26 protein-coding genes, 2 tRNA genes and 1 pseudogene are annotated in these 25,496 nt (G+C 44.3%); 26 read left to right on the top strand and 3 right to left on the bottom strand.

What is annotated here, in order from left to right; genetic code table 11:
* Positions 1–79 precede the first annotated feature (79 nt).
* The 3 genes from ACEE44_RS09710 to recG all read left to right on the top strand — a co-directional run bounded on the left by ACEE44_RS09710 (position 80) and on the right by recG (position 2,325).
* Positions 80–152 (top strand) — tRNA-Asn (locus ACEE44_RS09710).
* Between the two features lie 23 nt (positions 153–175).
* A tRNA-Glu gene (locus tag ACEE44_RS09705) sits at positions 176–247 on the top strand.
* 59 nt (positions 248–306) lie between these two features.
* The gene (recG, locus tag ACEE44_RS09700; protein ID WP_449172084.1) at positions 307–2,325 is read left to right on the top strand and encodes an ATP-dependent DNA helicase RecG; all 2,019 of its coding nucleotides are present in this window, start codon (positions 307–309) and stop codon (positions 2,323–2,325) included.
* 63 nt (positions 2,326–2,388) lie between these two features.
* Here the strand turns inward: recG and ACEE44_RS09695 are convergent, their stop codons facing one another.
* Positions 2,389–3,348 carry an asparaginase gene (locus ACEE44_RS09695; RefSeq protein WP_449172083.1) on the bottom strand — a complete coding sequence of 320 codons (960 nt, stop codon included), beginning with the start codon at positions 3,346–3,348 and terminating at the stop codon, positions 2,389–2,391.
* 69 nt (positions 3,349–3,417) lie between these two features.
* On the opposite strand from ACEE44_RS09695, the pseudogene ACEE44_RS09690 reads away from it, so the two are divergent.
* Positions 3,418–4,783 (top strand): annotated as a pseudogene (locus ACEE44_RS09690) (Cof-type HAD-IIB family hydrolase).
* An 18-nt stretch (positions 4,784–4,801) separates the two neighbouring features.
* Here ACEE44_RS09690 and ACEE44_RS09685 read toward each other — a convergent pair.
* Positions 4,802–5,254, bottom strand: coding sequence for a universal stress protein (locus tag ACEE44_RS09685; RefSeq protein ID WP_332413239.1), 453 nt, complete (start codon positions 5,252–5,254; stop codon positions 4,802–4,804).
* Between the two features lie 156 nt (positions 5,255–5,410).
* Between ACEE44_RS09685 and ACEE44_RS09680 the strand changes: the two genes are divergently transcribed.
* The 6 genes from ACEE44_RS09680 (at position 5,411) to gatB (ending at position 11,450) form a co-directional block, all read left to right on the top strand.
* Positions 5,411–6,625 (top strand): pyridoxal phosphate-dependent aminotransferase, encoded by a 1,215-nt coding sequence (locus ACEE44_RS09680; RefSeq protein ID WP_449172082.1) that lies wholly within the window; start codon positions 5,411–5,413, stop codon positions 6,623–6,625.
* Between the two features lie 145 nt (positions 6,626–6,770).
* A complete protein-coding gene (gene codY / locus ACEE44_RS09675; protein WP_105145205.1) occupies positions 6,771–7,559 on the top strand; it encodes a GTP-sensing pleiotropic transcriptional regulator CodY in 789 nt (262 codons plus the stop codon).
* Between the two features lies 1 nt (position 7,560).
* Entirely contained in the window at positions 7,561–8,112 is a 552-nt protein-coding gene (locus tag ACEE44_RS09670) for a cysteine hydrolase family protein (RefSeq protein WP_449172085.1), read from the top strand.
* Positions 8,113–8,242: 130 nt separating this feature from the next.
* Positions 8,243–8,545 (top strand): Asp-tRNA(Asn)/Glu-tRNA(Gln) amidotransferase subunit GatC, encoded by a 303-nt coding sequence (gene gatC, locus ACEE44_RS09665; protein ID WP_449172081.1) that lies wholly within the window; start codon positions 8,243–8,245, stop codon positions 8,543–8,545.
* A complete protein-coding gene (gene gatA, locus ACEE44_RS09660; protein ID WP_449172080.1) occupies positions 8,545–10,011 on the top strand; it encodes an Asp-tRNA(Asn)/Glu-tRNA(Gln) amidotransferase subunit GatA in 1,467 nt (488 codons plus the stop codon). The genes gatC and gatA overlap by 1 nt, the downstream gene beginning before the upstream one ends.
* Positions 10,011–11,450, top strand: a complete 1,440-nt coding sequence (gatB, locus tag ACEE44_RS09655) for an Asp-tRNA(Asn)/Glu-tRNA(Gln) amidotransferase subunit GatB (RefSeq protein WP_449172079.1) — start codon at positions 10,011–10,013, stop codon at positions 11,448–11,450. Before gatA ends, gatB begins: the two co-directional genes overlap by 1 nt.
* Positions 11,451–11,686: 236 nt before the next feature.
* Here gatB and ACEE44_RS09650 read toward each other — a convergent pair whose 3' ends face one another.
* Positions 11,687–12,685 carry a LacI family DNA-binding transcriptional regulator gene (locus ACEE44_RS09650; protein WP_449172078.1) on the bottom strand — a complete coding sequence of 333 codons (999 nt, stop codon included), beginning with the start codon at positions 12,683–12,685 and terminating at the stop codon, positions 11,687–11,689.
* A 132-nt stretch (positions 12,686–12,817) separates the two neighbouring features.
* Here ACEE44_RS09650 and ACEE44_RS09645 point away from each other — a divergent pair, with 132 nt between their 5' ends.
* The 16 genes from ACEE44_RS09645 to ACEE44_RS09570 all read left to right on the top strand — a co-directional run bounded on the left by ACEE44_RS09645 (position 12,818) and on the right by ACEE44_RS09570 (position 25,405).
* The gene (locus tag ACEE44_RS09645; RefSeq protein ID WP_449172077.1) at positions 12,818–13,990 is read left to right on the top strand and encodes a galactokinase; all 1,173 of its coding nucleotides are present in this window, start codon (positions 12,818–12,820) and stop codon (positions 13,988–13,990) included.
* Positions 13,991–13,999: 9 nt separating this feature from the next.
* A complete protein-coding gene (galT, locus tag ACEE44_RS09640) occupies positions 14,000–15,481 on the top strand; it encodes a UDP-glucose--hexose-1-phosphate uridylyltransferase (protein WP_449172076.1) in 1,482 nt (493 codons plus the stop codon).
* 75 nt (positions 15,482–15,556) lie between these two features.
* Positions 15,557–16,465, top strand: a complete 909-nt coding sequence (locus tag ACEE44_RS09635) for a DMT family transporter (RefSeq protein ID WP_449172075.1) — start codon at positions 15,557–15,559, stop codon at positions 16,463–16,465.
* 49 nt (positions 16,466–16,514) lie between these two features.
* Positions 16,515–17,144 carry a copper homeostasis protein CutC gene (locus ACEE44_RS09630; RefSeq protein WP_449172074.1) on the top strand — a complete coding sequence of 210 codons (630 nt, stop codon included), beginning with the start codon at positions 16,515–16,517 and terminating at the stop codon, positions 17,142–17,144.
* A 117-nt stretch (positions 17,145–17,261) separates the two neighbouring features.
* Positions 17,262–17,939: an SEC10/PgrA surface exclusion domain-containing protein gene (locus tag ACEE44_RS09625; protein ID WP_449172073.1), complete on the top strand. Its 678-nt coding sequence runs from the start codon at positions 17,262–17,264 to the stop codon at positions 17,937–17,939.
* A gap of 110 nt (positions 17,940–18,049) precedes the next feature.
* Entirely contained in the window at positions 18,050–18,577 is a 528-nt protein-coding gene (locus tag ACEE44_RS09620; RefSeq protein ID WP_029173975.1) for a YqeG family HAD IIIA-type phosphatase, read from the top strand.
* Positions 18,578–19,684: a ribosome biogenesis GTPase YqeH gene (yqeH, locus tag ACEE44_RS09615; protein ID WP_053867172.1), complete on the top strand. Its 1,107-nt coding sequence runs from the start codon at positions 18,578–18,580 to the stop codon at positions 19,682–19,684.
* Positions 19,685–19,740: 56 nt separating this feature from the next.
* A complete protein-coding gene (gene yhbY / locus ACEE44_RS09610) occupies positions 19,741–20,052 on the top strand; it encodes a ribosome assembly RNA-binding protein YhbY (RefSeq protein WP_004195298.1) in 312 nt (103 codons plus the stop codon).
* Positions 20,053–20,064: 12 nt separating this feature from the next.
* Positions 20,065–20,697, top strand: coding sequence for a nicotinate-nucleotide adenylyltransferase (locus tag ACEE44_RS09605; RefSeq protein WP_449172072.1), 633 nt, complete (start codon positions 20,065–20,067; stop codon positions 20,695–20,697).
* Positions 20,694–21,281 carry a bis(5'-nucleosyl)-tetraphosphatase (symmetrical) YqeK gene (gene yqeK, locus ACEE44_RS09600; RefSeq protein WP_449172071.1) on the top strand — a complete coding sequence of 196 codons (588 nt, stop codon included), beginning with the start codon at positions 20,694–20,696 and terminating at the stop codon, positions 21,279–21,281. The genes ACEE44_RS09605 and yqeK overlap by 4 nt, the downstream gene beginning before the upstream one ends.
* A 2-nt stretch (positions 21,282–21,283) precedes the next feature.
* Complete coding sequence (locus ACEE44_RS09595) at positions 21,284–21,739, top strand: GNAT family N-acetyltransferase (protein WP_449172070.1); 456 nt, start codon at positions 21,284–21,286, stop codon at positions 21,737–21,739.
* Positions 21,736–22,245: a cysteine hydrolase family protein gene (locus tag ACEE44_RS09590; RefSeq protein ID WP_449172069.1), complete on the top strand. Its 510-nt coding sequence runs from the start codon at positions 21,736–21,738 to the stop codon at positions 22,243–22,245. Before ACEE44_RS09595 ends, ACEE44_RS09590 begins: the two co-directional genes overlap by 4 nt.
* Position 22,246: 1 nt before the next feature.
* The gene (gene rsfS, locus ACEE44_RS09585; protein ID WP_449172068.1) at positions 22,247–22,606 is read left to right on the top strand and encodes a ribosome silencing factor; all 360 of its coding nucleotides are present in this window, start codon (positions 22,247–22,249) and stop codon (positions 22,604–22,606) included.
* A 162-nt stretch (positions 22,607–22,768) separates the two neighbouring features.
* Complete coding sequence (locus tag ACEE44_RS09580) at positions 22,769–23,515, top strand: class I SAM-dependent DNA methyltransferase (RefSeq protein WP_449172067.1); 747 nt, start codon at positions 22,769–22,771, stop codon at positions 23,513–23,515.
* A complete protein-coding gene (locus ACEE44_RS09575; RefSeq protein ID WP_449172066.1) occupies positions 23,512–24,600 on the top strand; it encodes a nucleotidyltransferase in 1,089 nt (362 codons plus the stop codon). The genes ACEE44_RS09580 and ACEE44_RS09575 overlap by 4 nt, the downstream gene beginning before the upstream one ends.
* Before the next feature lie 76 nt (positions 24,601–24,676).
* Positions 24,677–25,405 carry a MerR family transcriptional regulator gene (locus ACEE44_RS09570; RefSeq protein WP_449172065.1) on the top strand — a complete coding sequence of 243 codons (729 nt, stop codon included), beginning with the start codon at positions 24,677–24,679 and terminating at the stop codon, positions 25,403–25,405.
* Positions 25,406–25,496: the final 91 nt, after the last annotated feature.

The following is a 25,496-nucleotide window of genomic DNA, read 5'->3' as shown; positions in this document are numbered from 1 at the left end:
AACACAGCAGTTAAGCCCTAGAACGCCTGAAGTAGTTGGGGGTTGCCCCCTGTGAGATACGGTAGTCGCTTAGCGAAATTCCGCCATAGCTCAGTTGGTAGAGCGCATGACTGTTAATCATGATGTCACAGGTTCGAGCCCTGTTGGCGGAGTAAAGAGAAATCTTTAGTTACATGGTCCGTTGGTCAAGGGGTTAAGACACCGCCTTTTCACGGCGGTAACACGGGTTCGAATCCCGTACGGACTATATTGAAGGGCAATGCCCTTTTTTTGTTTTTACTGCTATTTTTATAGTATAATTGAATTATGAAAACTTTATCAGATCATTTATCGGTGTTGCCCGGGATTGGAATAAAATCAGCAGAGAAATTTTTAAAATTGAATCTTGTGACTATTGGGCAATTATTAACTTATTATCCATTTCGGTACGAGGACTTTGAAAGTAAGTCTATTTTAGATTTGCAAGATGGAGAAAAGGCTGTAGTGGTTGGTAGTGTGGTATCTCCGGCTAATATTCAGTATTATGGTTACAAGAGAAATCGGCTACGTTTCTCGATTAAGCAGGGTGAGATAGTTCTGTCGGTTTCTTTTTTTAATCAGCCCTATCTATCTGATAAGATTGTGATGGGGCAGGACATTGCAATTTGGGGTAAGTGGGATAAGGCAAAGGCTAGTTTGACTGGTATGAAGTTGTTGGCTCAGGTAGTGGAGGATTTACAGCCGGTCTATCATGTGGCTCAAGGTATTTCTCAATCTCAGTTGGTCAAAGCTATTAGATCAGCGATTGACCACGGTTATTTGGATTTGTTGGATGAGAATTTGCCGGTAGTTTTATTAGAGAAGTATCGTCTTTTAAATCGAAAACAGGCTGTTTTTGCTATGCATTTTCCGTCTAATCTGGATGAATACCGTCAAGCCTTGCGCCGTATTAAATTTGAAGAATTATTTTATTTCCAGTTGCAATTGCAATTGTTGAAAGCTGGGAACCGTGACCTTTCTAGTGGTTTGAAGATTGATTTTGATAAGGTAGAATTAGACAGGCAAATTGGGAAACTACCTTTTCTTTTGACGGACGCGCAACTAACTGCTTTGGGAGAAATTTTGGCGGACATGAGTTCCTCTGCCCATATGAACCGCTTGTTGCAGGGAGATGTGGGGTCTGGTAAGACAGTGGTTGCAGGTTTGACTATGTTGGCAGCGGTAAGTGCTGGTATGCAAGCGGCTATTATGGTGCCAACAGAAATTTTGGCAGAACAACATTATGAGAGCTTGTGCCAGCTATTCCCAGATTTATCTATTGCGCTCTTAACGGGAGGGATGAAGGTTTCCGAGCGTAGGACTACTTTAGAGGCGATTGCTGATGGACGGGTTCAGATGATAGTTGGTACCCATGCATTGATACAAGAGGGGGTAGTATATCACAAGCTGGGGCTTGTTGTGACGGATGAACAGCATCGTTTTGGTGTGAAACAAAGGCGTTTGTTTAGAGAAAAGGGGGATAATCCTGATGTCCTCATGATGACGGCAACGCCTATTCCTAGAACCTTGGCTATAACGGCCTTCGGAGACATGGATGTTTCTATTATCAACCAATTACCTGCTGGGCGTAAACCTATTATTACTCGATGGGTCAAGCATCAACAGTTGCCTACCGTTTTAGAATGGCTTGAAAAGGAATTAAATAAGGGAGCTCAAGTTTATTTTATTTCTCCCTTAATCGAAGAATCTGAGGCCTTGGATTTGAAAAATGCCATTGACTTGCAGGTTGACTTACAAGCTCATTTTGGTGGACAGTTTACTGTGGATTTGTTGCATGGTAAGATGAAAAATGAAGAAAAAGATTCCATTATGCAGGCCTTTAAGGAGCAAAATACTGATATTTTGGTTTCGACAACCGTTATTGAAGTCGGTGTCAATGTCCCTAATGCAACAGTTATGGTTATTATGGATGCCGACCGTTTTGGTTTAAGTCAGCTTCATCAGTTGCGAGGTCGTGTTGGACGTGGATATAAGCAGTCCTATGCTATTTTGGTAGCTAATCCTAAAACAGATTCGGGTAAGGAACGCATGAAAATTATGACTGAAACCACAGATGGTTTTATACTGGCTGAGGCGGATTTGAAAATGCGTGGATCTGGTGAAATTTTTGGTACTCGCCAATCGGGTTTACCAGAATTTCAGGTAGCAAATATAGTTGAAGATTATCCAATCCTGGAGGAGGCTAGACGGGTTGCTAGTCAGATTGTCAGTGAAGAAAATTGGCAGAAGAATCCCAATTGGTCAGTTTTGCTGAAATATTTGAAGGATAAGGAAGAATTAGATTAGATTTGAAAGATTGAAAAAAGACCGATTGCTCGGTCTTTTGTGGTTTTAAGCGTACAGCTGTGATTAGCCTTGGATGTAGTCAGCCAAGGCTTGTCCTTTTAAGCCGGCATTGAGGGCAATTAGTAGTTTCAGGCGAGCTTTTTGTGCATTTAATTCTTTGACAAAGAGGATGCCGTCTTGTTCTAGCTGAATGCCACCGCCTTGATAGGCGTAAACGGGTTCGGCAATGCCGTTAAAGCAACGAGAAACCAGAATAATAGGAAGTCCTTGTTCCAGGAGTTTTTTGATAGTTGGAAGGATAGTGGGTGGGAGGTTACCTGCTCCAAGTGCTTCGATAACTAGTCCAGAAATATCAGTTTTTGTTAGAGCTTCGAGGAGAACAGTATCCATGTCTGCATAACCCTTGATAATTGGAACTGTTCCTGATACAGCTGACAAGTCAAAGCGAACGCGTGGTTCAGCTGTTTTAAAGTAGAGAATTTCACGTTTGGTTACCAATCCAAGTGGCCCATGCGTTGGTGTCTGGAAGGTTGATACGTTGGTTGTATGGGTCTTGGTGACATACTTGGCGGCATGAATTTCATCATTCATAACGACTAGCACTCCCTTGTCTGCAGACTTTTCATCTGCTGCGACACGGAGGGCTGTTTGGTAGTTGTAAACTCCGTCGCTACCAAGTTCATTTGATGAACGCATGGCCCCAGTTAATACGATTGGTTTTTCCGGTATAGCCATGGTGTCGAGAAAATAGGCTGTTTCTTCAAGTGTATCGGTGCCGTGGGTAATGACAAATCCATCAAAGTTTGCTTGTTCAGCTTTAATTTTTTGATAGAGGGTCATCATGTGTTCCAAACGGATATGAGGGCTTGGAACATTGAGAAAATCGATGGATGTGACTTGTATTTCTTCAATGGGTGTGTCGATTTGAGTCATTGGATTGACTTGACTGCTTGTCACATGGCCTTCTTGGTCGGCTTGCATGGAAATAGTTCCACCTGTGTGTAGGGCGAGAATTTTTTTCATAAATTTTCTGTTTCTTTCAAAGTATGTTATACTAATTGTAACACAATTCTAAGAAAGTTGGTGAGATGGTTGGCGATTAAGGCTGTATTTTTTGATATTGATGGTACCTTATTGACAGATAAACGTACAGTAAGTAAATCAACCATCTCAGCCATCAATTCCTTGAAAGCAAAGGGGATACTGATTGGCTTGGCAACTGGTCGGGACCCTCGATTTGTATTGCAATATATGGCTAGTCTAGGTTTGGATTTAGCGATTACTTACAATGGTCAATACATTTTTTCGCGAGAAGAGGTTCTCCATAGCCATGCTTTAGAAGTTGGACAAGTTGAACAGATGATGGATTATGCTCGGATTAACCATAAGGATTTGGCTCTTGGAACATCGCAGGGAGTTTTTGGTAGCAGAATTATGTCCACAGGGACAGGAAATGTTGCCTATCGTCTTAGTCGCCTCATTCCTGATAGATTTGCTGGTTTGGTGAATTTTATTCTTAATCGTTTGGTGCGATTTGTTCGGCCACAGCGTCCAAGGAACCTGAGAGTTTATTTGGAACAGCCGATTTATCAGCTCATGATGCTGACAACAGAGAGGGAAACCAGAGAATTGGAAGCAGGATGTCAGGACTTGTCTTTTACTCGTTCCAGCCCCTATGCAACGGATATTATCAGTAAGGGGAGTTCAAAACTATCTGGAATTTTAAAGGTTGCTGAGAAATATCGTTTTAGTCTAGATGAAGTTGTGGCTTTTGGCGATTCGAATAATGACTATGAAATGTTAAAGGCCATTAAACATTCTGTAGCTATGGGAAATGGAACTAAGAGAGTGCGCAGGGTGGCTTCATTTGTGACAGATACCAACAACCGCGACGGTATTTATAAGGCATTCGTTCAGTTAGGTTTACTGGAGGAAAACAATGTTTCAGAGCAGAGATGAGAATTTTAATCGTGTGAAAGCTTTTCATGCCTTGATGGATGGGGATACTCAGGAAAGCCCAAGGGTATATGATGGACAGACAGCCTTTTTTCGAGCCGGTTTTAAACTGGAAGAAGTGGTAGAGTTTATCCATGCCTCTTCGGAAAGTGAGGTGGCTTTTCAAGAGTATATTCATCGCTTGCATGAAGACTTGGATAAGGCTGTGGAAAAGGTGAGGGCCAAGGGACCAGCTGGTTCATCATTGCAGGACCAGGCAGATGCTCTCTTGGACATTTTGTATTTTACCTATGGTTCTTTTGTCTTAATGGGGGTAGATCCAGCACCTATTTTTGATTTGGTGCATACTGCCAATATGGGAAAAGTTTTTCCGGATGGTAGGGCGCATTTTGATCCGATTACTCACAAAATTCTAAAGCCAGAGGACTGGGAAGAGAAGTTTGCACCGGAGAAAAAGATTGCTAAAGAGCTTGAAAGACAGATGAAAAGACTTGATAACTAGATCAAGTCTTTTCGTGTTTTATAAGCTTTTTTCACCATCGCGGACGATGAGTAAATCAATATTTGCGTGGCGCATGATGTATTCGGAAGAAGAACCGATAAGGAGGCGTTCGAAGGCATTTAGACCTGTTGCTCCAAGTAACATGAGATCGGCGCCAGTTTCTTTAGGAATATCGACTGCCAAGAGTGTTTTGGGATTACCAAATTCGATATAGATCTGAACTTCTGCCAATCCAGCCTCAACAGCGCTTTGTTTGTACTCTTCTAGCAATAGCTCCGCTTCTTTTTCTAATGTTTCATAGACAGAAGCATCAAAAGCAACAACATTGTGAAGGGCCCGCGTGTCAATTACATGGGCAATAACTAATCGAGCCTGATTGCGTTTGGCAACGTGAATTGCCTTGTGCAGAGCTAATTCAGCACCTGTGGATCCATCGACAGCTACGAGGATGGTCTTGTAAGATTGTGTCATAGTAGTCACTCCTTTCAGCAAATATTCATTCCTAGAAGTATAGGTTATCATTACATTTATATTATAAGCCTTTTAGGAGGAAATGTAAAGGGATTCTTGTGCTTTTTTGACTTTTGAAGTAAAATAGAAAACAGAAGAAAGTCGAGGTGACGACACATGAAACAGTTTAATAAATCAAGTAAATTAGATGATGTAGCCTATGATATTCGTGGCCCAGTTTTAGAAGAAGCTATGCGAATGCGGGCCAACGGGGAGCAAATTTTACGTTTGAATACAGGTAATCCAGCTGAATTTGGATTTACAGCACCTGATGAAGTTATTCGTGACCTGATCCATAATGCTCGTAAGTCAGAAGGTTATTCTGACAGTAAGGGAATTTTTTCAGCCCGTAAGGCGATTATGCAGTATTGTCAGTTGAAGAAGTTTCCAAACGTTGATATTGAAGATATTTATATTGGTAATGGTGTCAGTGAGTTGATTGTTATGTCTATGCAGGGCTTGCTAGACAATGGGGATGAGGTTTTGGTACCTATGCCGGACTATCCATTATGGACAGCAGCAGTTAGCTTGGCTGGTGGTAAGGCTGTACATTACGTTTGTGATGAGGCGGCAGATTGGTATCCAGACTTAGCTGATATGGAGGCAAAAGTGACGTCACGGACCAAGGCCATTGTTTTGATCAACCCTAACAACCCAACGGGTGCTCTTTATCCCAAAGAAATTTTGGAGGGGATTATTGATATTGCTCGCAGGCATGAATTGATTATTCTCTCTGACGAGATTTACGATCGGATGGTCTTTGATGGAGCGGTTCATATTCCGATTGCTACTTTAGCACCTGACTTGTTTGTCGTAACCATGAATGGTTTGTCCAAATCCCATCGTATCTGCGGTTTCCGTGTGGGTTGGATGGTCTTGTCTGGACCAAAGAAACATGTGAAGGGCTACATCGAAGGTTTGAATATGTTGTCCAATATGCGCTTGTGTTCAAACGTATTGGCTCAGCAAGTAGTTCAGACTTCCTTGGGTGGTGTTCAATCAGTTGATAAATTACTCATGCCTGGTGGTCGCTTGTATGAACAACGTGAATTCATTACTAAAGCTATCAATGATATCCCTGGCTTATCAACAGTTAAACCTAAGGCAGGATTATATGTCTTTCCTAAAATTGACCGTGAGATGTATCGAGTGGATGATGATGAGCAATTTGTCTTGGATTTCTTAAAACAGGAAAAAGTCTTGCTTGTTCATGGTCGTGGTTTCAACTGGAAAGATCCGGATCATTTCCGAATTGTCTATCTGCCACGTGTGGATGAATTAGCTGAAATTCAAGAAAAGATGACCCGTTTCTTGCGTCAATATCGTAGATAAGAGTGGAGCTGATGAGTATCAGCTCTTTTTTTTTTTTACTTGAAATTGTAAGTACTATTTCAAAAATAGTAAATTTTCTGATAATTGTTGAAATTTGCCTAATAATTCGGTATAATAAGTGTAATTACAGTAAAAAGAGGAACATATGACAACATTATTAGAAAAAACTCGGGATATTACTTCTATTTTGAAGCGTTCCGAAGAGCAATTGGCTGAAGAATTGCCTTACAATGCCATAGCGGAGCACTTATCTGATATTATTGATTGCAACGCCTGCATTATCAATAGTGAGGGTGAAATTTTGGGTTATCATATGAACTACAAGACCAATAATGACAGGGTTGAAGAGTTCTATATTAACAAACAGTATCCAGAAGAATATGTAAAATCGATTGCTCAGGTCTATGATACCCAGGTGAACTTGCCAGTTGAGAGTGAGTTGACAGCTATTCCTGTGGAATCTCGTTCGACCTACCCGAATGGTTTGACCACTATTGCTCCTATCCATGTGACGGGCATCCGCTTTGGCAGCTTGATTATCTGGCGCAATGAAGAGCAATTCCACGAAGAAGATTTGATTTTGGTTGAGATTGCGGCAACAGTAGTAGGTATCCAACTACTTAACTTCCAGCGGGAAGAGGATGAGAAAAATATTCGTCGTCGTGCAGCGGTCAATATGGCAGTCAACACCCTGTCCTATTCTGAAATGAAGGCAGTTGCTGCTATCTTGGGCGAGTTGAACGGTAATGAAGGTCAATTGACGGCTTCTGTTATTGCAGATCGTATTGGCATTACTCGCTCTGTGATCGTCAATGCCCTGCGCAAGTTGGAAAGTGCGGGGATTATTGAAAGTCGTTCGCTTGGGATGAAAGGAACTTATTTGAAAGTCCTTATTCCAGCTATTTTTGATGAGATTAAGAAACGTGACTACTAAGATGACAAAAGCATTGATTTTGATTGATTATACGGTTGATTTTGTGGCTGACCAGGGCAAATTAACCGCTGGGAAACCTGCTCAGGCTATTGCTGACCGGATTGCCCAAGTGACTAAAGAAGCCTTTGATAACGGGGACTACATTGTCTTTGCTATTGATGGCCATGAAGAGGGGGATGACCTGCATCCTGAAAGCAAACTCTTTCCACCTCATAATATCATGGGAACAGACGGGCGAGATTTGTATGGTCCTTTAGCGGATTTTTATCAGGAAAACAAGGATCATGCGCGTGTTCGTTGGATGGACAAGCGACATTATTCGGCCTTTTCGGGGACGGACTTGGATGTTCGTTTGAGAGAACGTCGAGTGGATACGGTGGTCTTGACAGGTGTCCTGTCTGATATTTGTGTTCTACATACAGCTATTGATGCCTACAATAAAGGCTATCGGATTGAGGTCGTGGCTTCTGCAATTGCCGCATTGACGGAGGAGAGTCATCAGTTTGCTCTCAACCATCTGCGCCATGTGCTTGGTGCGACCATTATAGATTAGGGTTTAGGAACCAGTCGTTAGACTGGTTTTTTGCCGAAAAAAGCTTCCATCGGAGGGAATATCTGCCTTTGTGTGAGGCTGGAAATATGGTATAATGAGAAGATAGATTTCCATTAGGAGGAAAGTAAGAATGAAGATTTCTGAAGCTGAAGTCCGTCACGTTGCCAAGCTGTCTAAGCTGGAATTTTCGGACCAGGAAACAGCGGAATTTGCGACAAGTTTGAGCAAGATTGTCGATATGGTTGAATTGCTCAATGAAGTAGATACGACAGGTGTTGCGGTAACAAACACTATGGCTGAACGTAAGAATGTCTTGCGAGCAGATATTGCCCAAAAAGGGGAGAGCCGTGAGGAGCTCTTTAAAAATGTGCCTGAATCACAAGATAACTTTATCAAGGTACCAGCTATTCTAGACGGGGGAGGAGATGCCTAATGACTTTTAACAATAAAACCATTGATGAATTGCATGACCTCCTTGTCAAGAAGGAGATTTCGGCGGTTGAGTTGACCAAGGCAACCTTGGAAGACATCAAGAGCCGTGAGGGAGCAGTGGATGCTTTCTTGACTATCACAGAAGATGCGGCCTTGGCGCAGGCTGCTGCCCTTGATGAAAAAGGGATTGATGCGGACAATGTTATGGCAGGGATTCCTTTGGCGGTCAAGGACAATATCTCTACGAAGGGGATTTTGACCACTGCTGCATCAAAAATGCTTTATAATTATGAGCCAATTTTCGATGCGACATCGGTTGCCCAAGCATACGTAAAGGATATGATTGTTGTCGGTAAGACCAACATGGACGAGTTTGCTATGGGTGGTTCTAATGAGAACTCTGCCTTCAAACCGACTAAAAATGCTTGGGACCAGACAAAAGTTCCTGGCGGTTCTTCAGGTGGTTCGGCAGCTGCAGTTGCTGCTGGTCAGGTCCGTTTGTCACTCGGTTCTGACACAGGTGGCTCTATCCGCCAACCAGCAGCCTTTAATGGTATCGTCGGTATGAAACCGACCTATGGAACGGTGTCACGTTTTGGTTTGATTGCCTTTGGTTCATCTCTTGACCAGATTGGGCCATTCTCACAGACGGTTAAGGAAAATGCCCAGTTGCTCAATGTCATCTCTGGTCATGATGTCAAGGATGCAACATCAACCATCAATGAAATTGCAGACTTTACTAGCAAGATTGGTCAAGACATTAAAGGCATGAAAATTGCTTTGCCGAAAGAATACATGGGCGAAGGGATTGATCCGCAGGTCAAGGAAACTATTCTCAAGGCGGCTAAGCACTTGGAAAGCCTGGGGGCGATTATTGAGGAAGTTAGCCTACCACATTCTAAGTATGGGGTTGCGGTTTACTACATCATCGCTTCCTCAGAGGCTTCTTCTAACTTGCAACGTTTTGACGGTATCCGTTATGGTTTCCGTGCAGAAGATGCGACCAACTTGGATGAGATTTACGTGAAAACCCGTAGCCAAGGTTTTGGTGAAGAAGTCAAACGCCGTATTATGTTAGGGACATTTAGCTTATCATCTGGTTACTACGATGCCTACTTCAAGAAAGCTGGTCAGGTGCGGACCTTGATTATCCAAGATTTTGAAAAGGTCTTTGCGGACTATGACTTGATTTTGGGGCCAACTGCTCCGACTGTTGCCTTTGGTTTGGACACGCTCAATCATGACCCTGTGGCTATGTACTTGGCGGACTTGTTAACAATTCCTGTAAACTTGGCAGGTCTGCCTGGTCTTTCTATTCCTGCTGGTTTTGTAGAAGGCTTGCCAGTTGGTTTGCAGTTGATTGGTCCAAAATACTCAGAAGAGACCATTTACCAAGTGGCTGCGGCCTTTGAAGCGACGACAGACTACCACAAGCAACAACCAGTGATTTTTGGAGGTGCTAACTAATGAACTTTGAAACGATTATTGGTCTAGAAGTCCATGTGGAGTTGAATACCAACTCGAAAATTTTCTCACCTTCATCTGCTCATTTTGGTGAGGACCCAAATGCCAATACCAACGTAATTGACTGGTCCTTCCCAGGCGTCCTTCCTGTCCTTAATAAGGGTGTTGTGGATGCTGGTATCAAGGCTGCCTTGGCCTTGAACATGGATATTCACAAGGACATGCACTTTGACCGTAAGAACTATTTCTATCCTGATAACCCTAAAGCCTATCAAATTTCCCAATTTGATGAGCCGATTGGTTACAATGGTTGGATTGAGATTGAGTTAGAAGACGGTTCAACCAAGAAAATCCGTATTGAACGTGCGCATTTGGAAGAGGATGCTGGTAAGAATACGCATGGTACAGATGGTTATTCTTATGTGGACCTCAACCGTCAAGGTGTGCCATTGATTGAGATTGTATCAGAAGCCGATATGCGCTCGCCTGAAGAGGCCTATGCCTACTTGACAGCCCTTAAAGAAATCATTCAGTACACTGGTATTTCAGATGTCAAGATGGAAGAGGGTTCTATGCGCGTGGATGCCAACATCTCTCTTCGTCCCTATGGTCAAGAAAAATTTGGTACCAAGACTGAGTTGAAAAACCTCAACTCCTTCAACTATGTGCGCAAGGGCTTGCAACACGAAGTTGAACGTCAGGCCAAAATCTTGCGTTCAGGTGGCCAAATCCAGCAGGAAACGCGTCGTTACGATGAATCTACTGGTGAAACCATTCTCATGCGTGTCAAGGAAGGGTCAGCTGACTACCGTTACTTCCCAGAGCCAGACCTACCGCTCTATGAGATTGATGATAGCTGGATTGAGGAAGTGCGTGCAGAATTGCCAGTCTTTCCAAAGGCTCGCCGTTCTCACTACGTGGAGAACTTGGGCTTGACTGCCTATGATGCTGGTCAATTGACATCTACCAAGGCTCTGTCTGATTTCTTTGAAGCAGCAGTGGCAGCAGGTGGCGATGCTAAACAGGTGTCCAACTGGTTGCAGGGTGAAGTGGCTCAGTTCCTCAATGCTGAAGGTAAGACTATTGAGCAAATCGCCTTAACACCTGAAAACTTAGTTGAAATGATAGCCTTGATTGCAGATGGCACTATTTCATCTAAGATTGCCAAGAAAGTCTTTGTTCACTTAGCGAAAGAAGGTGGCTCTGCTAAGGCTTACGTTGAGAAAGCTGGCTTGGTACAGATTTCAGACCCTGAGGTCTTGATTCCGATTATCCACCAAGTCTTTGCGGATAACGAAGCAGCCGTAGCTGACTTCAAGTCTGGTAAACGCAATGCTGATAAGGCCTTTACAGGCTTCTTGATGAAAGCGACTAAGGGACAAGCTAATCCTCAAGTTGCTCAACAGCTCTTGGCACAGGAATTGGCTAAGTTGTTAGACTAATACTCTTCGAAAATCAAACTCAAACCATGTTGACTTGATTTGAAGAGTGTAATGCTCCAGTTGAGCTTTACAGCCTCCTACTTGTAATCAGAAATAGCAGTGATGTGAATAGGCTCATTCAATTACAAACCTCTGAAGGTTCCCAGAACCTTGGACCACGGCTAAATTGATTTTCATTGAGTATTGGATAAACAGAAGAAAACCGAGAATTCATCAGAACTCTCGGTTTTTTGCTTTCAATATGAACTCTCACGAATGACCAGCTGGGTACCTAGTTTAATCTTACGGGGATGGTGGGGCTGCGGACTAGCAATGACACGGTCCAGCAGCTGCATGGCTTCCTGGCCCATTTCCTCGGTGAAGACGCTGATGGAAGACAGGGCTGGATAGACCTGGCGGGTGATGGCTGTGTCGTTAAAGGTGATGAGTTGGACCCGTTCTGGTACGGCGATTTGACGCTCTTGTAAAGCACGTAGGGCGCCGACTGCCAGGGTATCATTTGCCATGAAAAAGGCAGGGGGTAGCTTGTCGCCTAGGTCCTCAATAGCCTGGCTCATCAGATCGTAACCTGATTGGGTGGAGAATTTTCCTTGGTAGATATTATTTTCTTGGAGAATGCCCAAGGTGTTCAGGTAGTCACGAAAGGCAGTCAGGCGGGGGTCTGTTGGCAGTTGGTGGCCGTCTGTGGTTTCTTCCTGTCCAACTAATAATCCTATGTCTGTCAGACCTTGTGAACGGAAGTGGTCGATAACAGTCTGAACAGAGTGCTCAAAGTCAGTCGTGATGCAGGAAAATCCTTCATTCAATGTGTCAGAATCCACAAAAATGAGCTTAGTCGATAGTCTAGCCAGCTCTGCTATTTGCCCAGAAGAAAATTTACCAACTGCGATGATGCCATCAACTTCTTGGAGGAGAGGATTGGTCAGGTCGTTGAAGGAGCGGACGATTTGGTAGCCGAGTAAGCTGGCGGTATGCTCAAGACTGGCTCGAATGGAGTAGTAGTAGAGGTCGGCTAGCTCTTCGCTTTTAGTGTACCATTGGACAATGCCGATGGTACCTTTTTGTTGAGGAGCTTGTTTTTTGAGGTGTTTGGTGTAGCCCAGGTCCTGTGCCAAGTTGAAAATGCGGTCGCGGGTTTCTTGGCTGACGGATAAAGTTAGGTCTCCCTTGAGAACGCGGGAAACGGTGGCAGAGGAAAGGTGAGCTTTTTCAGCGATGTCTTTGATGGTAACCATGGTACTCTCCTATCTATTTGTATCTAGTATAGCACAAAATATAAAATTAGTAAATTTTTAGTAAAACTATTGACATTTATAATATTGAATTGTACAATAAAAGAAAACGATTACAATATCAAGGAGGTTCCTATGAACACAGAACAACTCAAGCAAGCCTTTCACGATGTGTTTGGTCAAGAGGCGGATGCGACTTTCTTCTCACCTGGGCGGATTAACCTGATTGGTGAGCATACAGACTATAATGGTGGTCATGTCTTTCCGGCAGCCATTACCTTAGGGACTTACGGGGCTGCTCGCAAACGTGATGACCAAGTTTTGCGTTTCTATTCTGCTAACTTCGAGGAAGTAGGTATTATTGAGGTTGATTTGAATCATCTAGTCTTTGATAAGGCGGACAACTGGACCAACTATGCCAAGGGTGTTCTCAAGTTCTTGCAGGAAGCAGGGCACAGCATTGATACAGGGATGGAAGTCTTTGTTTACGGAAATATTCCAAACGGATCAGGCTTGTCATCATCAGCTTCCCTGGAACTTTTAATTGGCATTATCGCAGAAGAATTATACGGTCTTGAGTTGACTCGTCTTGATTTAGTGAAAATCGGTAAGCAGACGGAAAATCATTTTATCGGTGTCAATTCTGGCATCATGGATCAGTTTGCTATCGGTATGGGAGCAGACCAGCGCGCCATTTATCTAGATACTAATACGCTTGAATACGAATTGGTGCCACTTGACTTGGGTGACCATGTGATTGTCATTATGAACACCAATAAACGTCGTGAATTGGCAGATTCGAAGTACAATGAACGCCGTGCGGAATGTGAAAAAGCGGTGGAAGAATTGAATGCAGTTTTGACTATTCAAACTCTGGGAGAGTTGGATGAGTGGACCTTTGACCAATATAGTTACTTAATCAAAGATGAAAACCGCATCAAACGTGCCCGTCACGCTGTCTTGGAAAACCAACGGACCTTGCAAGCTCGTAAGGCCTTGGAAGAAGGAGATTTGGCAACCTTTGGTCGTTTGGTCAATGCTTCTCATGTTTCTTTGGAGCATGATTATGAAGTGACAGGTTTGGAATTGGATACCTTGGCTCACACAGCTTGGGAGCAAGAAGGCGTTCTTGGTGCTCGGATGACAGGAGCAGGTTTCGGCGGCTGTGGTATTGCCATTGTCCATAAGGATAAGGTTGATGCCTTTACTGAAAATGTCGGCAAGACCTATACAGAGGTCGTGGGCTATGAACCAAGCTTTTATGTAGCGGAGATTGCTGGAGGCTCTCGCGTCTTATCTCGAAAATAGATTGGAGAAATGATGACAGGATTGGTGGATCGTTTTGTTGAGCAGGTCATTGCCAACAGTGATTTTGAGGAAATGGATGCTCTTTACCTGCGAAATCGGGTTTTAGCCTTGGTTGGGGACCAAGTTTTGACTGTCCAAACAGAGCTAACTGACTTGATTGAACTCAAGGAAGAACTATTGGCTCACGGGGTTGGAACTGGTTTTGTTGGAGAATTGTTGGAAGAACAGGACATGGTTGGGGCTTGTTTGATGGACTTAATCACGCCAAGTCCGAGTCAGCTCAATCGTGATTTTTGGCAGACCTACCAGGATAGTCCTGAGCAGGCTGTGGCAGATTTCTATGCCTTGAGCAAGCGAAATGACTATATCAAGGTGGCGGCTGTTGCCAAAAATATCTACTATCAGACACCGACAGACTACGGCAATCTTGAAATTACCATCAACCTGTCCAAACCTGAAAAAGATCCTAAGGCTATTGCGGCTGCTCGCTTGGCAGAGGCATCCAACTATCCATCTTGCTTGCTCTGTATGGAAAATGAGGGCTATCAAGGTCGGATAAACCATCCAGCACGCGCCAACCACCGCATTATTCGCTTGGATCTTGGACAGGAACAGTGGGGCTTCCAGTATTCGCCTTATGCCTACTACAATGAGCATGCTATTTTCTTGAACCAAGAGCATGTGCCTATGGTCATCAGTCCTCAAACCTTTGAACAGCTCTTGAACCTGCTAGACATCTTTCCAGATTATTTTGTCGGTTCCAACTCTGACCTCCCTATTTCTGGTGGCTCCATCCTGACCCACAATCACTATCAGGGTGGGCGGCACAGTTTTGCCATGGAAAAGGCACCGATAGAACGCCAGCTGGTCTTCGACGGCTTTGAGTCCGTTTCGGCCGGTATTGTCAAGTGGCCCATGTCGGTTATTCGTTTGAGCTCGGCAGATAAGCCAGCACTATTGAGCCTGGCGGCTAAGATTTTGGAAAAATGGCGGAGCTACTCAGATGATAGCGTTCAGATTAAGGCAGATACGTATGGCACTCCCCATCATACCATTACCCCGATTGCCCGGAAACGAGGGGACTTGTACGAGTTGGATTTGGTTCTCCGCGACAATCAGACCTCGGAAGAATTTCCTGACGGCATCTATCATCCACATCCAGATGTGCAACATATCAAGAAAGAAAATATCGGCTTGATTGAAGTAATGGGCTTGGCGATTTTACCTCCACGTTTAAAGGCAGAATTGGCTGAAGTCAAGAAATACTTACTGGGTCAAGCTAGTCAGGTGGCAGCCTATCATCAGCCTTGGGCGGATAGGTTGAAGGCTGAGCATCCAGATGTGACAGAAGAAAGGGCTGAAGAAATCATTCGAGCATCTGTCGGACAAATCTTTGCCTGCGTCCTAGAAGATGCAGGTGTCTACAAACGCACTCCAGAAGGACAGGTAGCCTTTCTACGATTCGTAGAATTTGTAGGTTTAGCAACATAATTGCAAGAAAGAGTGGGACCAAGTCCTACTCTTTTTGGTATAATGGGACTATTGACTGATGAAGAAGGAGTTAGGATGACAGAAAAAAGATGGGGAACCTTGATAACCTTAATAGCAGGGATTGCCTGGGGCTTGTCAGGGGTGAGTGGACAGTATTTAATCGGACGAGGCATGTCTGTACAGTTGATTACCTCCATGCGCTTGATGGTTTCAGGTCTTGTTTTGCTCGGTCTGTGTGCTGTGACAGCTAGGAGAAATTTGCTGTCACTCTTGAAAAATGGACGCGCCGTGCTAGCTGTATGTTTCTTTGCCTTGTTTGGTCTAGCCCTCAATCAGCTGGCCTATTTACAAGCCATTGCTTATACAAATGCGGCGACGGCAACAGTTCTCCAATACCTCTGCCCTATCTTAGTGCTAGCCTATACCTGCTTGAAAGATAGGCAAAGACCGACAGGGGTTGAAGTGATTTCGATTGTCTTGGCAATTGTAGGAACCTTTTTTATTGCAACCCATGGACAATTGACGGAACTAGCGATTACCCCGCTTGGTTTAGCCTGGGGACTTTTCTCAGCCCTGACCTATGCTCTCTATATTATCCTACCTGCCCAAGTCATTGACCAGCATGGTAGTTTGTCGGTTATTGGTCTGGGGATGTTGATGGGAGGGCTGATGGTTACATTTGGTTTACAGACCTGGCAAGAACCCCTTCAATTAGATAGTGGAAGTATGTTTGGCTTAGTGGGGATTGTTGGTGTCGGGACCATCTTTGCCTATACAGTCTTTCTCAAGGGGGTTACCATGGTCGGCCCGGTCAATGCCAGCTTGCTAGCTTCTATTGAACCTGTTGCTTCCATTATTTTTGCAGTGTGGTTGGTTAACGAGGTCTTTACGAGCATGGATTTAGTTGGTATGGTTTGTATTCTACTAGCAGTTCTGCTGATTTCGCTAAAGGATTTTTTGATTACCGAAAAGAGTATTGGTTAATATACTCTTTTTTGATATACTAAAGTAAAAAACATAAGAGGAAATTGGAATGATAAAAGAATTTTGTTCGGAAAACCACGTAGATCTTGCCAAAGCTATCTCAATGGGTGCCCAGCGGATAGAACTTTGTGATAATTTAGCAGTTGGGGGAACGACTCCAAGCTATGGAGTGATTAACTATGTTGTTCGACTAGCTCATGAAAACGATGCGACTGTCATGACCATGATTCGCCCTCGTGGTGGTGATTTTTGCTACGATGAGGCAGAGATTGAGATGATGGTGGAAGACTGTGAGGTTGCCAAAGAACTAGGCTCAGATGGCTTAGTATTTGGTGTTTTAACAGAGGATAATTGGCTGGATCAAGTCGCTTTGGAACGCTTGTTTGCTGTGTCGCAGGGGTGCCAAATTGTTTTTCACATGGCTTTTGATCAAATCCCTCGCCACCGTCAATTTGAGGCTATTGATTGGCTGGCAGCCCATGGAGTGACACGGATTTTGACAAGAGGCAGTTTGACGGGTGCTGCCTTGAACAATGTGGATTGGTTGCAGGAGCTTGTTTCCTATGCCAAAGGTAAGCTTGAAATCTTGATTGGTGGTGGCTTGACAGTAGAGAATATACCTGATTTGTTAGAAAAATTACCTGTCGTCCAGGTTCATGGAACCCGTTTGTTTTGGTAAGTTATGACGTATGAAATCCTTATACTTCTTATAAGTATGTAATAAAAGTTGAAAAGGTTTACAATTTCACTTTATATTGTTACAATAAGAATATCAAGCATATGGGGGAAGAAATCTATGACAATTATTGAAAGAGCTGACAAGCTAGAGCGTATCATTTTACCAGAAGGTTACTATGAAACTCTCGCTCAATATGTTCAAGCTGGGAAAACAGGTTTTGATTCTGAACTGGAAAAACTGGGTGAGCAGGGTCTAGATATCAATGTCTATAAGGGTTCTGAGCAAGATAGAAAGGTTATCCTGGAAGATATAGAGAATTTGCCTCAAGAGATCCGTGAAGAGTTGGCTCGGTTTGCTGCGAATTTGCTCAATCCATTGCGGGAACAGTTGGGAACTGTGGCTGTGGAGGTCAGTGATTTAGCCCTGGACTATGCAGATAGTTTGGCTCAATCCTTGAGTAGCTCCCTCCGTTATCACAACTATGATAGTCTAATTGCTATTGCTCAAATAAAGGGTGTTGAACCCAAAGGCAAGGACTGTTTAGCCTTTTCAGAATATCGAGAGGCTTATACACTCTATGATGCCAAAAAATTGGTTTACAAGGCTCTAACTTGGCGCCTCTTTGATGACAGTCATGCAGACTATGGCCATGCGACGACGATTTTAGGCATGGATGAGGATGATTCTGGTGTTGAGGAAATTGGGTTTGCCTTTTCAAAATACTCACTGGATATTGATTGGTTGTTGACCCATATGATTTTCATTCCTAAGGATTGGATTTTAGAAAGCAAATAGGTTCGTAGAATAGGCACTCGGTCCCACCGGGTGTTTTCCTTTTGGCTATCTATTCGCCTTTTTCCTAGAAAAATGGTATAATTATCTGATAAAAAACTTTGGAGACGACAGTGAGTTTAGAAAATTACATGCCGGATTTTGCCTTGGAGAAGGCTTATGACGTGACCGTCGAAAGCTTGAAAAAACATGGCATAAAAGTAGTGTTTGTTGACTTGGATAATACCTTGATTGCTTGGAATAATCCCGATGGTACGCCAGAGATGCGCCAGTGGTTACAGGATTTACAGGCCGCAGGCATTCCCGTTGTGGTGGTTTCCAACAACAAATATGAGCGGGTTAAACGTGCAGTTGCACCTTTTGGGATTGAATTTGAAGCCTTTGCGCTCAAGCCTTTCACCTTTGGGATGAACCGTGCTTTAAAACGCTTTGATGTCCAGCCGCATGAGGTGGTTATGATTGGGGATCAGTTGATGACAGATATTCGGGCGGCTAAGCGAGCTGGGCTCAAGTCTGTGCTGGTCAAACCTCTGATTCAGACGGATTCTATCAATACGCAGATTAACCGTTGGCGTGAGCGACGGACCATGAAGAAAATTATCGCCAAATATGGGGTGATAGATTACAAGAGGGAGATGTAAGTGGAAGAATTATTTTGTATCGGCTGTGGTGCCCAGATTCAGACGCAAGACAAGGCAGTCGCTGGTTTTACACCTCAATCAGCCCTAGAAAAAGGCCTGGAAACAGGGCAACTCTACTGCCAACGTTGTTTCCGTTTGCGCCATTACAATGAGATTTCAGATGTCAATATTTCAGATGACGACTTCTTGAAACTCCTCCATAGCGTAGGAGAAAGCGATGCCTTGGTGGTTAATGTCATTGATATTTTTGATTTCAATGGTTCGGTCATTCCAGGCTTGCCTCGCTTTATTTCAGGTAATGATGTACTTTTGGTCGGCAACAAGCAGGACATTTTACCCAAGTCTGTCAAGACAGGCAAGGTTACTCAGTGGTTGACCGAGCGGGCACATGAAATCGGCATGCGACCAGTTGATGTGGTCTTGACTTCAGCCCAAAACAAGCAGGCTATCAAGGACTTGATTGAAAAGATTGAACAACACCGCAAGGGACGGGATGTCTATGTGGTCGGCGTGACCAATGTCGGCAAGTCAACCTTGATTAACGCTATCATTCAAGAAATCACAGGGGACAAGGATGTCATTACGACTTCACGTTTCCCTGGAACGACGCTAGATAAGATTGAAATTCCTCTGGATGATGGTTCCTACATCTATGACACGCCAGGAATTATCCATCGTCACCAGATGGCTCATTATTTGACGGCTAAAAACCTCAAGTACATCAGCCCTCGCAAGGAAATCAAGCCAAAGACCTACCAGCTCAATCCAGAACAAACCTTGTTCTTGGCTGGTCTGGGACGATTTGACTTTGTGGCTGGTGAACGCCAAGGCTTTACGGCCTTCTTTGACAATGAGCTCCAACTTCACCGCACCAAGTTGCAGGGAGCTAGTGAATTTTACCAGAAACATGCGGGCTCACTTTTAGTGCCGCCAACCAGCAAGGAATTGAAAGAATTTCCTGAATTGGTCCGTCATGAATTCACCATCAACGAGAAGACGGATGTGGTCTTTTCTGGTCTTGGTTGGATTCGTGTCAATGAAAAAGCCAAGATTGCTGCCTGGGCGCCTAAGGGTGTGGATGTGGTGATTCGCAAGGCAATCATCTAGATGTGCGTACTGGTTACATTTGTTAGCCAATAAATATAGAAACATAGGAAAAATAGATGTCGTTAACTTCAAAACAACGTGCCTTTTTGAACAGTCAGGCACACAGTCTTAAACCCATTATTCAGATTGGGAAAAATGGTCTCAATGACCAGATTAAAACCAGTGTTCGTCAGGCGCTGGATGCGCGTGAATTGATCAAGGTGACCTTGCTACAAAATACGGATGAAAATATCCACGAAGTAGCGGAAATTTTGGAAGAAGAAATTGGTGTGGATACGGTCCAAAAAATCGGTCGCATCTTGATTTTATTCAAACAATCTAGCAAGAAAGAGAACCGTAAAATTTCCAAACAGGTCAAAGAAATCTAAGAAGGAGAGCCTATGGCTATTGAACTCTTAACACCCTTTACCAAGGTTGAATTAGAGGTTGAAAAGAAAGAAACCAATCGCAAACAAGTGGGGATTTTGGGAGGGAATTTCAATCCTGTCCACAATGCTCACTTGATTGTGGCAGACCAGGTCCGTCAACAGTTGAAGCTGGATGAAGTCCTGCTCATGCCAGAATTCCTTCCGCCCCATGTGGATACAAAAGAAACCATTGACGAGTACCATCGCTATTCCATGCTCAAGATGGCTATTGCAGGTATGGAGGGCTTGGGGATTGAAACCATTGAACTGGAACGTCGTGGTGTCAGCTATACCTACGACACCATGAAATTGCTGAAGGAAAAAAATCCTGATACGGATTATTATTTCATCATCGGTGCAGATATGGTCGATTATCTACCAAAATGGCACAGGATTGATGAATTGGTCCAGTTGGTGCAGTTTGTTGGTGTCCAGCGCCCTCGTTACAAGGCAGGGACGTCCTATCCGGTTATCTGGGTGGATGTGCCCTTGATGGACATTTCCTCTAGCATGGTGCGTAGTTTTATCAAGCAAGGACGGGTGCCGAATTTTATGGTGCCTCATGAAGTTCTGGACTATATCGAAGAAAAAGGACTTTACCAATGATTGCAGCAGATTTGACATTTGACCGTCAGGCTCTTTTGAAAAAAATCCGTGTAGCTATGAAGCCAGCGCGTTTCCAACATGTCTTGGGGGTGGAGCAGGCGGCGCTTGCCTTGGCAGACCAATACGGCTGTGATCCGAAAAAAGCTAGTCTGGCAGCGCTTTTGCATGATTATGCCAAGGAAGTGGAAGACCAAGTCTTTCTGGACTTGATTGCCAAGTATGATTTGGATAGGGACCTGCTCAACTGGGATAATAACATCTGGCACGGTGTGGTTGGAGCCTATAAAATCGCAGAAGATTTTGGCTTGAAAGATGAGGAAATTTTTCAAGCTATTCAACGACACACCATTGGTGCTGGGCAGATGACCTTGCTGGACAAGGTTCTCTATGTGGCGGACTACATCGAACCCAATCGGGATTTTCCTGGGGTGGACGAGGCGCGTCGTATCGCAAAAGAGTCCTTGGACAAGGCAGTAGCCTATGAAACTGCCCAAACCATTTCTTACTTAGCCAAGAAGGGAATTCCCATTTATCCACAAACCTTGGAAACCTATAATGGATATGTTTCTTATTTGAAGGAGTAGGGATGATTGCATTAAAACCTGTGGATGAACGTTCCTATCAGGCAGTCTTAGACTTGACAGTAGCCGAGGAGGACAAGGTCTTCGTGGCTCCCAACGTGCGTTCCTTGGCAGATGCCTGGTTATATAGAATGAATGGCGATGTATTCCCCTATGCCATCTGGGTAAATGAGCAGGTTGTTGGTTTTGCCTTGATTGATATTGATGAGGACATCCAGCAGTATATGCTCTGGCGGTTTATGATTGGTCAAGAATTTCAGGGGAAGGGCTATGGTCAGGCTGCTTTGGAGGTCGTAATAGCAATGGCTCAATCACATCCTGTCTGCGACCATTTGATTGCAGCTTATGTTAAGGGCAATCAGAAGATGGCTCATCTCTTGGAGAAAAATGATTTTGTATTGGATAGTGAAGAAGAAAGGGAAATGGTCTTCCGTTTGGAAACGCCTTGGGTAAAGCTATGAAATCTGCACTGTTAGTCATTGACATTCAAAACCTTCTAGTGGAGGAAAAACCTTATGCCATTGAAGAGCGATTAGCCCTCTGGCAAGACAGCATCACAAAAGCTCGTCAAGCGGGGCTAGAGGTCATCCATGTCCGCCATCATGACCAGGAATTGGTCAAGGGGACTGCTGACTGGGAAATTCATCCTTTTGTTGCACCCTTAGCTAATGAGAAGATTTTCGATAAAACCTTTAACAGTGCCTTCAAGGAAACAGGTCTTCATGCTTATTTGCAGGAAAAGGGAATGGAGCAGCTCATCATCATGGGCATGGCGACCAATTTTTGCATTGATACGACGATTAAAGTAGCATATGAACTAGGCTACAAGGTAGCTGTGATTCAGGACGGAACGACGACAGGTTATTCAGGCAAATTGGATGCCGAAGACTTGATTGAGTACTACCAAAACATCTGGTCATGGAATTTTGCCAAGGTGGATAAATTAGAAAATATAATTAGAGGATAAGATGAAAGAACTAGATTTAGTAAAAGTTGTGGTTCAGGCTGCTGATGACAAGCGAGCTGAGGACCTTGTTGTAATTGATGTTCAAGGCGTGACCAGCCTGACAGACTACTTTGTGATTGCCAGCTCCATGAACAGTCGCCAGTTGGAGGCTATTGCGGAAAACATCCGTGAAAAGGTAGCGGAAGTTGGAATCAAGAGTAGCCGTTTAGAAGGCGATAGTAACGGTGGCTGGGTCCTATTGGACCTTGGAGGCGTAGTCGTTCATATCTTCTCAGAAGAAATGCGTGACCTCTACAACCTTGAAAAATTATGGCACGAAGGCAGCTTCATGGAAGTCGCAGACTTTTTAGATGAGGAGTAGTGAAACAGTTTGGGGAACTGTTTCAGCTGGTCACCATAAAACTCGAAAGTGACCAAAGAGAGTTCACTATTATGTAATTAGAAGTGATGAACTTCTTGAACACAGCATGAGTTAATGAAGCAGTCGATTGGCTGCTTTTTATGAAAGGAAAAATGGGAAAATATGGCAACTTATGAAACCTTTGCGGCGGTTTATGATGAAATCATGGATGACAGTTTGTATGATAAATGGACAGATTTTAGCTTGCGGAACTTGCCACAAGACACCAAGACAATTTTAGAATTAGCCTGTGGGACAGGGATTCAGGCTGTGCGTTTTGCTCAAAAGGGTTATGAGGTGACAGGGCTTGACCTGTCTTATGAAATGTTGGAATTGGCCCAGAAAAAAGCAGAAGCTGCTGGTGTCATGATGGAACTGGCCCAGGCAGATATGATGGCTCTGGAAGGTGTTGGAGATTTCGATGCGGTGACCTGTTACTCGGACAGTCTGTGCTATATGTCGGACCGAGAAGCCGTTTTGCGGGTCTTTGAAGGAGTTCACTCTGTTCTCAATCCAGGTGGTACCTTCCTTTTTGACGTTCATTCCATCTATCAAATGAAGGAAGTATTTGCAGGCTATAGCTACCATGAAAACTACGAGGATTTTGCCTTTGTCTGGGACACCTATGAGGGTGAGCATGAGCATTCCATCGTTCATGAATTGACCTTCTTTGTCAAAGATGAGGACAGTCAAGAGGAGCGGTTTATTCGTCGGGATGAAGTTCATGAAGAGCGGACTTATCCGATTGAAACCTATGTGGAATGTTTGAAACAAGCTGGTTTTGCATCTGTGGAAGTCTTTGCGGACTTTGAAAATCAAGCTCCGACAGAAACTAGCCAGCGGTGGTTTTTCAAGGCGGTCAAGGCATGATTTCAGGCATTGTAGCAGAATACAATCCTTTTCACACGGGGCATAAGTACCTGCTGGAACAGGCCGAGGGGCTGAAAATTGTGGTTATGTCTGGCAATTTTATGCAACGGGGTGAGCCAGCCATTGTGGATAAGTGGACACGGGCTCAGATGGCTTTGGAACACGGGGCAGATCTTGTTGTCGAGATGCCCTTTTTGGTGTCGGTCCAGTCGGCTGACCATTTCGCCAAGGGAGCAATCAGCATTTTACATAGGCTAGGTGTGGAAAAACTGGTTTTCGGTACAGAAGAAATGCTGGATTATCAGAAAATTGCGGATATCTATGTGGATAAGTCGGAAGAGATGGAAAATTTTGTGAAAAACTTGCCAGACAATTTCTCTTATCCACAGAAGACCCAGGCCATGTGGCAGGAATTTGCGGGTCTAACCTTCACAGGTGATACGCCCAACCATATTCTGGCTCTGGCTTATGCTAAGGCGGTGGCTGGAACAGGTATTCAGCTCAGCCCTGTTCAACGGCAGGGGGCTGGTTTTCATTCGGAAGAGGTGGAAACGACCTACGCCTCGGCGACGGCTATCCGAAAGGGTGCTGACCAGTTGGACTTGGTGCGTGACTTTTTACCGTCTGCCAATCTCTTTGAAGAGGCGACCAAGGTAAGCTGGAGAAATTATTTTCCGCTGCTCCGCTACCAGATTGCGACCCACCCAAATCTCAGTCAGGTCTTTCAGGTGAATGAAGAACTAGCCAGTCGTATCCGCTCTGCCATTGGGAGCGTAGCGACCGTGGAGGAGTTAGTGGATGCCGTTGCGACCAAGCGCTACACCAAGGCGCGGGTGCGGCGGGTGCTGACCTACATCTTGGTCAATGCGATGGAAACTCCCTTGCCAGATGCGGTCCATGTATTGGGCTTTTCAGCTCGAGGTCAAGCCTATCTCAAGACCGTCAAGGAGCGGGTGGATCTGGTGACGCGGATCGGTAAAGAGCCCTGGGACCGCCTGACCCAGCAGGCGGATGCGGTCTATCAACTGGGCGCTGACGCAATAGCAGAGCAGACCTACGGACGCGTGCCGGTGAGGGTGGAGTGATGAGAAAAAATTTTTATAAAGTTCTTGACCCTCACCTTACGTTATCCTTTATACTGGTCATAGAGAGGAGGTTTCCATGTCAGAAAAATGGACAGTTAAGCAGGTTAGTCAGCTGACGGGATTGACCGTGCGTACCTTGCATCACTATGACCAGATTGGTTTGCTCAAACCAGCTTCTGTGGGAGAAAATGACTACCGCTATTATAATCTGGAGAATTTGGCTCGTCTGCAAGAAATTTTATTATTCCGTGAATTGGATTTTCCTCTCAAAGATATTCAGCAGCTTCTGGACGTGACAGAAGTCAATCGTCAGCAGCTCTTGCGGGACCATATTACCCTTCTAGAGCTCAAAAGGGAACGGCTGGACCGCATCATCAATCACGGCAGATTGCTCACAGAAAAAGGAGGAGAAGTCATGGACTTTCACGCAATTGACAGCAGTCAACTAGAAGCCTACAAGGCGGAGGTCAAGGAGCGGTGGGGACAGACCGCGGCCTATGCTGAGTTTGAAGAAGGTTACGATGCCAACAAGGACCGAGTGTTTGCCCGAGAGATGGAGGCTATTTTTGAAGCATTTGGGAAAATGCAGAGCTTGGAAGTTAGTCATCCTGATGTGCAGGCTCAGGTAGCGAACTTGCAGTCTTATATCACAGAAAACTTCTACACCTGCACCAAGGAAATCTTGCAGGGGCTAGGTCTTATGTACGTTGAAGATGAGCGATTTTCAGCCAATATCGACCGAGCAGGTGGACCAGGCACTGCAGCCTTAGTCAGTCAAGCCATTGCAATTTACTGCCAAAAGTAAAGAGGATAAGTCTAGTGAACTGCACCCCAAAAGTTAGACACAAAATCTAACGATTGGGGTGTTTTTCTTATGAAATTAAGTTATGAAGATA

The sequence above is a fragment of the Streptococcus sp. 32226D021BW genome (assembly GCF_053545015.1).
The sequence above is the reverse complement of the archived record's forward strand: the minus strand, read 5'-3'. Positions and strand labels throughout refer to the sequence as shown.